Origin of the sequence: Funiculus sociatus GB2-C1 (assembly GCF_039962115.1) — a bacterium.
Taxonomy (GTDB): domain Bacteria; phylum Cyanobacteriota; class Cyanobacteriia; order Cyanobacteriales; family FACHB-T130; genus Funiculus; species Funiculus sociatus.
Map to the genome: position 1 here is coordinate 23,719 of NZ_JAMPKJ010000060.1, position 11,559 is coordinate 35,277.

17 protein-coding genes are annotated in these 11,559 nt (G+C 48.2%); 13 read left to right on the plus strand and 4 right to left on the minus strand.

Translation table 11 applies throughout. The features are described from left to right. Positions 1–136 precede the first annotated feature (136 nt). Both NDI42_RS22430 and NDI42_RS22435 read right to left on the minus strand, forming a co-directional pair. Entirely contained in the window at positions 137–517 is a 381-nt protein-coding gene (locus tag NDI42_RS22430) for a RusA family crossover junction endodeoxyribonuclease (RefSeq protein WP_190450873.1), read from the minus strand. Positions 518–669: 152 nt separating this feature from the next. Further along, a complete protein-coding gene (locus NDI42_RS22435; RefSeq protein ID WP_190450874.1) occupies positions 670–3,591 on the minus strand; it encodes a phage/plasmid primase, P4 family in 2,922 nt (973 codons plus the stop codon). A 220-nt stretch (positions 3,592–3,811) separates the two neighbouring features. Between NDI42_RS22435 and NDI42_RS22440 the strand changes: the two genes are divergently transcribed. Continuing rightward, positions 3,812–4,147, plus strand: a complete 336-nt coding sequence (locus tag NDI42_RS22440; protein ID WP_190450875.1) for a hypothetical protein — start codon at positions 3,812–3,814, stop codon at positions 4,145–4,147. 473 nt (positions 4,148–4,620) lie between these two features. Here NDI42_RS22440 and NDI42_RS22445 read toward each other — a convergent pair whose 3' ends face one another. Beyond that, on the minus strand, positions 4,621–4,830 hold the full coding sequence (locus NDI42_RS22445; protein ID WP_199310917.1) for a ribbon-helix-helix domain-containing protein: 210 nt from the start codon (positions 4,828–4,830) through the stop codon (positions 4,621–4,623). A 207-nt stretch (positions 4,831–5,037) separates the two neighbouring features. Here NDI42_RS22445 and NDI42_RS22450 point away from each other — a divergent pair, with 207 nt between their 5' ends. From NDI42_RS22450 to NDI42_RS22505, 12 genes are all read left to right on the plus strand, one after another. After that, positions 5,038–6,078 carry a ParM/StbA family protein gene (locus tag NDI42_RS22450; RefSeq protein WP_190450876.1) on the plus strand — a complete coding sequence of 347 codons (1,041 nt, stop codon included), beginning with the start codon at positions 5,038–5,040 and terminating at the stop codon, positions 6,076–6,078. Beyond that, positions 6,078–6,347, plus strand: a complete 270-nt coding sequence (locus tag NDI42_RS22455; RefSeq protein WP_190450879.1) for a hypothetical protein — start codon at positions 6,078–6,080, stop codon at positions 6,345–6,347. Before NDI42_RS22450 ends, NDI42_RS22455 begins: the two co-directional genes overlap by 1 nt. Positions 6,348–6,396: 49 nt before the next feature. Then, positions 6,397–6,690 carry a hypothetical protein gene (locus NDI42_RS22460; RefSeq protein ID WP_190450880.1) on the plus strand — a complete coding sequence of 98 codons (294 nt, stop codon included), beginning with the start codon at positions 6,397–6,399 and terminating at the stop codon, positions 6,688–6,690. Between the two features lie 87 nt (positions 6,691–6,777). Further along, positions 6,778–7,014 (plus strand): hypothetical protein, encoded by a 237-nt coding sequence (locus tag NDI42_RS22465; RefSeq protein WP_190450881.1) that lies wholly within the window; start codon positions 6,778–6,780, stop codon positions 7,012–7,014. Further along, the gene (locus NDI42_RS22470; RefSeq protein WP_190450882.1) at positions 7,011–7,355 is read left to right on the plus strand and encodes a hypothetical protein; all 345 of its coding nucleotides are present in this window, start codon (positions 7,011–7,013) and stop codon (positions 7,353–7,355) included. The genes NDI42_RS22465 and NDI42_RS22470 overlap by 4 nt, the downstream gene beginning before the upstream one ends. Next, a complete protein-coding gene (locus NDI42_RS22475; RefSeq protein ID WP_190450883.1) occupies positions 7,352–7,522 on the plus strand; it encodes a hypothetical protein in 171 nt (56 codons plus the stop codon). The genes NDI42_RS22470 and NDI42_RS22475 overlap by 4 nt, the downstream gene beginning before the upstream one ends. Positions 7,523–7,578: 56 nt before the next feature. Next, positions 7,579–8,244 carry a hypothetical protein gene (locus NDI42_RS22480; protein ID WP_190450884.1) on the plus strand — a complete coding sequence of 222 codons (666 nt, stop codon included), beginning with the start codon at positions 7,579–7,581 and terminating at the stop codon, positions 8,242–8,244. A gap of 14 nt (positions 8,245–8,258) precedes the next feature. Continuing rightward, a complete protein-coding gene (locus NDI42_RS22485) occupies positions 8,259–8,660 on the plus strand; it encodes a hypothetical protein (RefSeq protein WP_190450885.1) in 402 nt (133 codons plus the stop codon). Beyond that, positions 8,657–10,258 (plus strand): hypothetical protein, encoded by a 1,602-nt coding sequence (locus NDI42_RS22490; protein ID WP_190450886.1) that lies wholly within the window; start codon positions 8,657–8,659, stop codon positions 10,256–10,258. The genes NDI42_RS22485 and NDI42_RS22490 overlap by 4 nt, the downstream gene beginning before the upstream one ends. Before the next feature lie 4 nt (positions 10,259–10,262). Further along, entirely contained in the window at positions 10,263–10,493 is a 231-nt protein-coding gene (locus NDI42_RS22495) for a hypothetical protein (protein ID WP_190450888.1), read from the plus strand. Further along, positions 10,486–10,632 (plus strand): hypothetical protein, encoded by a 147-nt coding sequence (locus NDI42_RS22500; RefSeq protein WP_190450890.1) that lies wholly within the window; start codon positions 10,486–10,488, stop codon positions 10,630–10,632. Before NDI42_RS22495 ends, NDI42_RS22500 begins: the two co-directional genes overlap by 8 nt. Next, positions 10,622–10,810, plus strand: a complete 189-nt coding sequence (locus NDI42_RS22505; RefSeq protein WP_190450892.1) for a hypothetical protein — start codon at positions 10,622–10,624, stop codon at positions 10,808–10,810. The genes NDI42_RS22500 and NDI42_RS22505 overlap by 11 nt, the downstream gene beginning before the upstream one ends. A gap of 124 nt (positions 10,811–10,934) precedes the next feature. Here the strand turns inward: NDI42_RS22505 and NDI42_RS22510 are convergent, their stop codons facing one another. Beyond that, on the minus strand, positions 10,935–11,234 hold the full coding sequence (locus NDI42_RS22510) for a DUF2511 domain-containing protein (RefSeq protein WP_313930581.1): 300 nt from the start codon (positions 11,232–11,234) through the stop codon (positions 10,935–10,937). Positions 11,235–11,559: the final 325 nt, after the last annotated feature.

Below are 11,559 nucleotides of genomic sequence, written 5' to 3' on the forward strand. Positions count from 1 at the left end.
ACCCTTACCAGGAAAGCGTTTCAAGGGCATTCGTTCAAAGTTTTCATTAGTAGTCAACGATCGCCGTGCCGCACGGTCTAAAAATCCCCTAAATTGTCCAGCTCACACCCCATGAAAGAACGTTAAAGTTGTGCGTTCATGGGGTGTCCTCGCGTTCATGGGGTGTCCAAACTGTTGAAAGCAATTCCACCCAGCAACCCTGTTGTTTTTTTACTTGATACTCCACAGTCAGCCAAGGCACGCAGGTGATACGGTCATCAAGCAAAATGCCGCTTGACACTAGAGCGTCCAAAACAGAACCAGCTAGATTGTCTAGATCGCCTCTATGCGCCCCTTGAAGCTGAATCTTAACGCCTGCTCTTGAGATGGGGAAGCCCAGAGCGATCGCTGTTGATTGGGCTGGTAAGAATTGTTTTCTTATTACCACATGAGAGCGGACGCGATCGCGCCTTTGAAACAGCACAGGGCGATCGTTCAACGCCACCTTTTCAACGTCGTTCATGGGTTCATCAGTCATCTTAACGCTATTAGCACCCCAAAAGCCTTACCAAGAAAGCGTTTCAGGGGCATTCGTTCAAAGATGTCGTTAGTGGTCAACGATCGTTCTGTACTGTTTAAAGGGTCATCGGTTATCAATGAACCTTTATTTTTAGGATTGTCCCTTAAAAATCACCCTAGTAGAAGCCACTCGCTTGACCCGCGCAGCTCCACAACTCGCCCATCATCTACTAGCTGGAATGTCCAACCCATCCTCGCTGGCGGCGCTGGGTGCGATGTCAGCACAGCATCGCACCAAGTATAAGTAGGGTCTACTTCAGTTCCACCAATCTGCTTAACCTTACAAAGCGTTCCGGGCTGGGCAGCTTCCCGCGCTTGCTCCATCATTGTCATCAACTCACTGCGGCGATTGGTCGGAATCGCAAGCCAAACGCGGCGCTTTTGATATTCATCTAGGACGGCGGCAAATGCTGCCATCAACATATGCAATTCAACGCCATCCGAAGCGCGTTGGAGGTCTTTGGCACATTCTTCAATTTCCTTGGCATCGTCGGGCGTTGCAGTCGAAATCGTAGCTGGTGAAGGATGGGGTGAAGGATGGAGTGAAGGGTTGAAACCTTCTCCAGCCGTACTGTTGACAGGTGGTGAAGGATTGTCCACTGCTACATTGCTATCAGTTAAAGCAATTTCTGTTTGCACAACAGTCATTAACTCATTTTCTTTTTTTTCTGAGTTGGTGATTTTTCCTTCACCATCCTTCAAAATCTTGCCCTGTAACGATTCTGACCCTTCACCGTATCCTTCACCGTATCCTTCACTACCCTTCACCGCCTGAAAAAGCCTGTAATCGTATGTCGGTATATCGCGATCGCCATCGTTGCGAAGTCGAAGCCCTTGAATGGCATTCCCCGTCTTTTGGTGAACCTTCTGAACTTCCTTCCACCCTAAAATCGATTGGCAAAGTTCTAGTAGGTCGGGGCTGAAGTTCTTCGAGGCACGAGGTGAAGTCCCAGAACCTCGGCAGTAAGTATGGTAATCGCCGTAAAGCGTCCTGCTGTCCTCTGAATTGTTGCCGATTGGTGTTATCGCCAAGCGATCGCGGATAACTCGGTCATTCAACCAGGCTGCAACACTGTTTGTTCTGATGCAGTTTTCCCAGAACTGCTGATCTACTTCGGGCGTTGCTTCAAGTCCCATCAATACTTGTGTGACACGCTCGGAAGGGATGTTCAGCAGATGATTTGTAAATCCTGCCAGTTCAGACTGAAACTCTGCATTAAGATCACGTCGCTGGCTGGGTGATGTCGTCGCATTCAAGGGAACTGTAACTACCCGGCGAGTCATGCCGCTGCTGGAATCTCCTGTAAAAACTGGGAAGTTGGAGCTGACGATTACCATGCCGTCGTACCGAAATTGAAACGCCTGCTTACCCTTAATTTCTCCCCTCAGCCAGTCTCCACCGATTAGGCTCTTGAATTTCCCTAACTGCTTCACTCCCCGATCTTCGTCCCAAAAAAGAACCAATCGCTTCTTAAAAGCATTGACCATTTCAAACTTGTTCGATGTCAGGTCTTCGAGGGTGCTGGAATGGCAATTTTGAGCGCCAATTAAGTCAACTAGCAGCCTCATAAAAGTGCCTTTTCCGCTGCCTCCCAGCCCGATCAAGTGAACGAATTTCTGAAGGTCTGCGCGTCCAAGTAGAACAGCATTTGCAAAGCAGATCAGGATCTCTTTCAACTTGGCATTCCCCCCTGTCGCATGAGTCAGGAAGGCATCAATACCAGTCCAATCAGTAGCCTTTGAATCGTGGCATCGTGTCAGCGCCCAAGTGAATCGATAACTAGGACAATGTGGCAACAATTCACCCGCCGCCAAGTCTAGAACACCGTCTTGAAACGGCAGCAGTTTGTTAGGAGCTGGCTCTACCCATCGCCGCTGCATCAATTGGCATCGTAGGTTTTTTACGATGTTTGTTATGAAACTGTAGGAGCCATAGCCCGATATGCCCCATCCTCGGATGATGCCATGAATAACAGATTCAATGTATTCGTCACTTTCTGCTGTCCAGACTCCCGGAAGCTCCGACTCGTAAAGCATCCAGGTTTTTGACTCGTTGTTAAAAAGAAGGCGATCACGGTACTTTTCAGCAATCTCGTCGGCTATTTTGTCCGCTTTCCGCGACTGGCGATCGCCGCGATCATTCTGACTGTCACCTTCATCTTCCTCCTCCGTCCAAGCGTTTATTTCCGCCTCGCGTTCGGCAACTGCTGCGTGAATTTGTTGTTCTAGTCGTGTGATAAATTCGGGTGCATCCATCACTTGCAAAATTTCAACGATATCGTGTTTTTCATCTAGATCGCTGTAAATTTTTACCGGGTTAATGGCAATGCAAGGCAGTCCAGCCAGGGCGCATCCTTCCTCAACTGCCTTAAGCTTCTTGAATCCTGTGTCGTCAATGTCGTGTAGAAAAACTAGGATTACTCCTAAATCTTTTAGCGATTGAGCCATACTCAGGATTGCTGAATCTGTCCAGCTACCACCCTGGAGGCTAATTGCCGCGAGTCCTGCCCCCCTTGCAGCTTCTACGCACTTTTCACCCTCGACAAGTAGCAGCGCCTTGACTTCGCCTTCTGTTGCCGAGATAGCTTCTAGCGCCTCATCAAATCTGTAAGGATTCCAAGGACGATCGCCTTTAACCCAATGCTCAACGCCTTCGCTGTCGCGGTGCCAGGGCGTGAATCTTTTTATGCGCCCTTTCTCGGAGTCATGCCACTCTTTGCGGATAGTCCACTGGTGATCAGAATAGTCATATCGAATTTCAACAACTTCGCCGTGAGTGCGATCACGTCGCCGTGTTGGTTCTGGGGAATCAGTTGCAGGTGCTGCCAGCTTAACAAGATTAATCCCCCCTTCCGGTATTGGCGGCGGAACTGGGGCAGGCTGGCGCTTGGGTGTATGAATAACTTTAGGGAAGCGATCGCCGCTTTGCTTCTGGTTCAATGGTGCGATTGTTTCCCGGATAAGCGCAGAATCGCACTGATTTGTCCAACATTTGTAAGCGCCTTGATGCTTACCTTGCAACGAAACTGTCATCTTTCCGGCACAGATCGGGCAATCGTAAATGCCCTTTTCCGCCTTTCCCGCGCGTGGCGTTAACTTGTTCAAATGATCGAGAATACTGAATTTCGATTGTGTAAAAACCATTTAAAAATTCCCTCAACTCTTTGCTGTGGCGGTCGTTTAGTTGAATGTTTGTGTTGCGGCGATCAAAAATATTTGCGTAGCTGGATCGCGGTAGCTTGCGTCTTCTAGAATGCTCAGGCAGTCACTAAGTGAGCGCCTGTTGATCGCCCGTCGCAATTGGTTTTGGAGGGAATTTGGATGGTCAGAAGGTAGTGGCGATCCCTTTGTTGGAGCGTACAGCGATCGCGCTTTGGAGGAAACTACGGTTTTCCGAGCGGATAACCGTGTTATAACTGTAACGGGTGACAGATTTGCAAATGGCTGCTTTGCAAATGTTTGCTTTACGGGAATGTCAGACATAAAATTAGATCAATTAGTAGATCCACTGCGCCCGGTTTCGCTGCTGGAAACTTTGAAGACCGAGCGCGTGGGTGTGCAAGAAAGAAAACGGAAGAAACCCCGGTAGCCTTATGCTGCTGGGGTTTTGCCTTTTTGGGCTACAAAATCGCGCCAGTATTTCTCAAGTGCGCGGCGAGTAACCTCGGATTTAGAACGCCCGATATGATCAGACATTATTTTTAAGTGCTGGAATTCGGAGTTGTTCAATCGCTGGGTGAACCTTATCTGTCGAATTTCTTTCATTTTTAGTCGGACTTCTAATTTAGACAAGTATAGCCGATGGATCGCTAAGCGATCGCCGCAGCGCGACTTTCAGGCAAAAATAAACTTTTTCCATAGACTTATCAACAGGTTTTCAACGCATCAATGAATAAATGACAGCAAAAAGCATCTCACTTTGCCACTGTTGGAGGTGCAAGGGGGGAGTAAATTGTCATACATTATTGGAAAAACTAACACTTATTAAGTTTATTGAAGGCGAAGCCTGCTACCTAAGTGATCGCCTAATCACTTGCTCAACCCTCCGCATAACAAGGCTCATTACCCTTTCCCCTTATCTGGGGAGGGGTTTTCTTTATCTTTTTGGCGTTGCTTTGCTGCCTGAGATGCCAGATAACTCAACAAATTTGCAAGGCTGCGCTCCTCCTCTTCCGCCCATTCTGAAAGGATTTTATGCACATCTTCGCTTAGTGTGATCGTGGTTCGTAGCCTGTTGCCCATTAGGTCGTCCAGTTCGCTTGTATTTGCCATCGATCATATCCTTTCGTCGGTTTATAAAGATTTTTGGCACCAATTTATGCCACTGGCATTACTGTATGCTACTTTATATAACAACAGCCAATTAATGCCACTAGCAACCAAAAGATGACACCAACAGGCATCATGCTGTCTGAAGTGTCAATTGCGCCCAAAACTAGGCGCAGCAACGCTTACACCTAAGAATGAGTAAAAATAACCATGCAAACGACCGACCGAATTTTGACAACTCCTGCCAGTTCTCCCCCAGTTCTGGCAACGGGCTACGACTGCGGTAATGGTAGTGTCAAACTAATAGTTGATAACTCTGAAGTCCTTATTCCGTCGTACTTTGCGGCGTTGCACAGTGAAATTTACGACGTTATCGAATCCAAGCAAGGATCTCTAATTGAATATTTAGGCGGCGATCGCGCTGACCTCGTTGGACAAAAGTGGCTAACAGGTAATGTTGCCTATCAAGTTAACCCTCAAGGGCATCAGCGGACTGTTGACGACTTAAACGGGAAAGTCCATTTAGCGCTGCAATTACTGTTAGGCGCACTGGGAACTATGCAGCATCGTTCTAAGTGGAATTTGTCGATTGTTTGTTCGATTCAGGATGCTCAGGCGCTAGGCGGCGAATTGTCGAAAGCGATCGCAGGACGGCACAATATCCGCGTCAACAATAAAGGTGTGACCTCGGTTGAAGTTGCCGTTAGTGCAGTGCTAGAAGAGGGCAGCGGCGCAGTTGTTTCGGCGCTTGCTTCCGGACTGATTCAGCCAAAAACGCAGAACATTGTCTTGGACTTTGGCGGCGGTACAACCATCGCTTCTGTGTTTGCACCGGGCGGAAAATTAATCACCCGAAAAGTTACACGAGGGGGCGTTGATTGTCTGATTGAAGCTATCGCCAAAAACCTTAATACACGTCGCCAACTGCTGAAGGAAGCCGACAGGCATCTAATACGACTTGGTATCGAAAACCAGTCTTTTCAATATGGGAAAACTAACTGGAACTTCCGTGATGTTTATAACACTGAACTTAAACCTTGGGTCGTCGCAAATCTTGCTACAGCGCTTAAAAGTGTTGAAGCTTGGCGCGATCAATCTGACTCAATTATTGCAATCGGCGGTGGTTCTCAGCTACCGACAATCAACACATTGCTGGGCATTCAGAACATTGTTACTAGCTACGATGCGGTTTGGCTAAACTGCCGAGGGCTGCAACGTTTGGCAGGAATCAAACTGCGGAGGGCTGCGTGATGTCAAAGACCTCTTCTGAGCGCGTGTCAATTAGGCAGCATCACCTCGATTACCTTAAAACTTTCGGGCAAGCGCTAGGGACTTCCGACTTGACCGAAGTCGTGAATCACGTTTTAAATTGTCATCGCCTAGGCTGCGGAAATGTGCCAACAAATCCCAACCAAAACTCGGTTCAAACGTTGCCGAAAAGTCAGCCAGAAGCGCAAGTTAAAGCAGCAACCGATGATGATCTAATTGATGCTTTGGGAGACTTGTTAACTGCTGCGTAATGCGATTGATTATCAGGGTTGCATTTGAAAACAGTAATAGGTCTTGAAGATGCAACAGCAAGAAACTCCCTACGTTCGCCCTATGCCAAAGTTCGAGCTTTGGGAACCCGCTTTAGTGGTTAAAGAAGATGGAGGATACGTAATTAACAGGATTGTCATCGTAACGGGTATTTTTTATTCTCAGAAAAGCTTCGATCAACCCCTCCCAAAAAGACCAGTATGGTCGTATTTTGTTCGTTTTTCTGAGCGCGATGATCTGCATATCGACTTTCTCCATGAAGAGGATCTGCAAAAATTCCCGCCTTTTTCTCAACCTGATGACAACGATCTCGATGATGAATAAAGTTTTTTGTCAGTAACCAGCGGTTCTAGTTTACGAGGCTTGTACCGCTGGCACTGGCTCCCACCAAAGTAAGGAGACATTTCAATAATGACATACGAGCTACAAACTGCAATCCAGCGCCGAATTGACCATAACAGACTTCACGGCGTTGGTTTCGTGGAAGGGCAGATGATGCCACACGGACTTAGCTTAGAAACTGCCTGCACTCTGGCTGAGTTTTGGGTGCAGGGCATGAACGACGAAGCGCGATCGCTCATTGAAACACTTCCCCAGGCTGAGATAGTCCAGCGCATATACAATCGCGTAGCGGGGATTGCCAGATGAAATCACCAACTAATCAAAACCCCTGGATAACTTACACAGTAGTCACCCAATCTGGCACGACATTCACCCATTTCACCAAGCTAGGAAATCTCGACGAAGCACAAGCGGAATGGGAGCAAGAGTTTAACCAGAAAGCCACCAGCATCATGCTTGATGCTTATGACAGTGAACCTGATTTTTCTGACTGGTTTGAAGACGATGACAGTGAACCTGATTTTTCTGACTGGCTTGAAGTTGTTCCGCAAGTCGAGTATCACGTTTCAGAGCTGATTGAAGACCGAGCCTGGTACGAAGACTTTTTAGCAGAAGTTCAGAAGATGAATGAGGAAACAGAGGCATGAAAGATAACGATTTTAGCCTCCCAATGGCACTGCTTTCATGCTTTCTCGGCTGGCAATTATTCGCCACCTATACCCAAGCGCAGAAGCTAAACCAGAAGCTCGGCATCTGCCAGCAGCGAGAACAACGCACAAACGAAATGATTGATAAACTTCGCCAGTTCAACTAACAGAAACAATGCCCTCAGATACTACCTGGGGGCTACCAATTCACTAAGGAGAAAATATGCAATTCGAGAAGCAAGGCGGGGCGATTGTTAAGTACGAAGGCAAGAAGTCAGGTATCCATAAAGTTCAAGCCTTAGATCCAACACTCGTTGGACTGACCAAGAACTACTTCAACATCGACCTGAAAGAGCTGCCCAACATGACCGACCAGCAGCTTGCAGAATTTGCCGATAGAGCGCAGGCGATGGACAGGTTGATCGAAGTATTACCCATCCTTGAAAAACATTTCAAAACTCTGATCGAAGGTCAGGTTAAATACGAGCAATTCGTAGCCGAGATTCAGAAGGATGCCGCCAAAGCTGCTAAACAAATCGATCAGCAGATATTGAATGTTTTTTTGGCTGGGAAGGGCTACCAAGACCATCTCAAGTTGATGGGGGACAAGGCACGGCACGGGGTCTTAAAACTCCAAGCCGAGAGCCGCAGCGCCCTAAGTTTGGAGCGTTTGGACTTCCAAAGCGCACTTCAACTGGTGCAGCGCCGTCACCAGTCCAGCGCTCAACGTATCCAAGAACGAATCCCCATGATGCAACGACGGGAGGCGATCGCTGAACAAGTGCGGAAAGAGTCTGAGCAGCGGAAAGACCTACTCACGAACGGCACCAGAAGCGCAAGTAAAAAAGGTTTTTGGCAGGGAATTGGTGATTGGTTTCGCGGTCAATAAGTGAGGTTGATTTAATGTTTGATCCAAACGATTTTCAGCCTCGCAATGAGGCTGATTTTTTTGAAAACGACGAGCAAGAATCTAGCCCGTCTAGGTTTTATAAAGCGGCTGGGAATGTGTCTGAATTTGGGCTTTACTTCTCCGGTGGACTGGCGATCGCCTTACTATCTCGCCTAGTACCTGGGATGTTGATTGCTTACGCGATACTACTAGGTTTGGTGGGTGGATATATTGCGTTGGCTCTAGGTCGAGATAGGCGGGAATCTGCGGTGATTGGGCTGGCGATCGCCGCTTCAACAATTGCGGGATTTTGGGATGCAGTAATTAACCTTGTTGCCGTTCTTAACCCAGTCCTTCTAGTTTCACTCCCGACTTTTTTTGTATGCCTCGCAATCCTTTGGAGGGTCAAGAAATGAACCCCAGACTGGTAATGTTGTCCGCGTTTACTTTGGGCGTGATTGGCGCTGCTGTAGGTACTGCGGGAGACTTTGATGGAAAGCTTATTTATTGCCAACCTACCCAAAACGGATGCGTAGAAAGGTCAGTGCCTGACTGGATAAAGCTGAATTCATCTATTACCAATGTGCGGCGCGAACCAGGCGCAGCAGGTTGGAAGCTTTCGGGCGCGTTCCTCTCGGTTGCTGGGTTCTGGGTGTCGATGTCCTTAGCGCGATCGCTTGCTAACCAGGAAGCCAAAGCGCAGAAATACCAAAATGTTTGGGAGGGGGTAAGTCTTCAAAAACTACGGATTCAATCGCAGGCAGAGCTGGAAGCGTTTAACCAGCAGGCGATGATTCAAGCTGCTGAAGCGTCTTATGCCGTCTTAGAACCCTACGATCAACCGTTATTTGACGGGCGCGATTCACTCGACACCAGCAACCAAATTGAAGCAACTGCCGCGCCTGAACCCCAGACCGAAACAACTCCCAGCCTTCCCCCGTGGTTTAAAAGCTTCCTGTCTAGCACTGCGCTGGCATGGGGGAATCAAGGCGGCGGGAAGAGTTGGTTTGTGCGGTTGTTGGCGCAGAAAAAAGTTGAAGCCGGATACCATCTGATCGTTTTTGACCCCAACTCCAACGCCCGTGAATGGGAGGGGGTGGAACTGTACAACACATACGAAGACATTGAAGGGGCGATGGCATCCTATGTCGGGGAAGTGATGGGCAGGTACGAGGAATTTGGGCGCTCGGACATTTCAGAAGAAGAATGGCGATCGCGATTGTGGAAAGACGGGAAGGCGATCGCAGTCATCGCAGAGGAAGCCACAACTTACAGTGACTTCATTTCAGACAAAGACCTGCTGGGCAAGTTCGTCAGGGTATCTGCTACTTTGTCCCGAAAGCAAGAAATGCCCGTAACCTTCGTTGCCCATAACAATACTCAGACCTGCCTGGGTGACATCAAAGGACTAGCTAACCTAATCGCCCGGATGCAGCAGATCCAACTTCTGCCAACTACTGACCCTTTAACCTCGCAGCCCGTTGCCAGCGGTAAGGCGTTAATCCGGCTTGATGGCTCAACGGAATGGATGGAGGTATCTACTCCCAAGATTGACCGGAAGATTACCAATTTCAAGGTGAGCAAGGAAAGCGATCGCCCTCCCCAGCCCATCAAAGACAGTTCGCCCGATGACCTCTGGGAGACTGCGCGGCAACGACTCGAAGCGACGTATAAGCAGGATACGGCTGAGGATACGACAGTGCCAAACGTATCCTGCAACAACTCCGAGGGGGATACGACAGATACGAGCGTATCCAGCCAAGATAACGGCACAGTGGATGATTCAGGCGATGAGGATACGCCGGATACGTATCCAGAAGGGCATGGTTTCCCGTCTGAGAAGCAACTTTTGACCATGCTCAAGGATACGGACTTACCGCCAGGAAGATTTATCAAGGAAACCCTGAAAGCGACCAAAACAGAAAGGTATAGGGCAGCTAAGAGGGCGATTGCATTCGTACTGCGGCGGCATGGTGATTTTGGATTGATGGAAAAATTCAAGGATTGTCTATAAGAACATGAAGCTAAGCAAGCGAGACAAATTGCTACTAGCGATCGCCGCCTTAGTCGAGGTGGACGACAGGCAAGGCGGGCGCAGAAATGAGATAAATTTTTCAGGCTCACTGCTCACCAGTGACAACATGAATTACTTAGCTGAGCAGTGCGAGGGAATGTGGGACTGGACAGAGCAGCAGTTGATAGGCAGCGCTTCTGCCTGGATTAAAGAATTAGGAGGCGGCGATGAGTGACTTTATTTACTGGCTGATCGAAATGATTGTGCGATCGCTTCCAGATGAGGTGGTGGAAAAGATCAACTCTGTCAGCTTGGATGAATTGGATACAAGGGGGCTAATTATTTGGGCGGATGGAGGGAACCATGAAAACTAATGCCCAACGCCTAACCCAACGAGCGCTGATAATCCAGTGTTTGACGAACCGACTATGGGAAGCAAGCCCGGAAGCGATCACCCAAATTCTAAGCGAGTTGCCCGATGGTGTTGTGGAAGCGATCGCCTCCAAGTTAATTGAAGTTCTAGAGATGGGAGGAAGCACCCATAAGGAGTAGGATGGTTAGCCTCAAGGACGGAAAGATGGAAGCTCCTGCTGTTTCCAAGCGGGGGCTTTTTTGTTGGCTATTAGCTGATGGGGCGATCGCTAATTTGCGGCTGTTTATAGGGTTATAGAGTCTCTCAAATACTTAACCCTTGCCGAATTAATTCATCTGGTACAGGCACATTGTCACCAGTATCCGTAGGTTGGTCGCGCCAGATTTCTACCAACTCTCTGTATACTTCTAGTGCTTTGCCTGTATCCCGCACTGAGTCATTGACCGCATAAATTTCCTCGCCTACCCGCAGTACCAAGTTCACGGTTAACACCGCCCTCGCTACCAGGGAAGCCATCACCCCTTCCGGATCGGTCAAAGGCCATTGCTCCCCATACTTGGACTGCGTGACCTTAATACACCTTTGTATAGTAATAGAGAAAATTTGGTCGCTAAGGCTGAAAGTTGTGAATAATAAAGCTTTTAGCGATCACCTCAACTAAAAACTTTTTAGCTTTGGTAGTCCCATTGTTCCCTACAAACGGGACTGTTAATGCGGTAGAAGCTGGATTCCATCCCCAATCATCGCATCCGTTCAGAAAAGCTGCCAATCAGGAAAGCTGCACATCGCTTTTGTTTATATCTATAAGAATGGCACTAGTGGTCTGTCAAAAAAGAATTGACGGATAATAGAAATGTAAGCAACCCATAAACAATGCCAGCCAAACGATATATTGTTTCCCTGACAAATGAGGAACGGCAAACGCTAG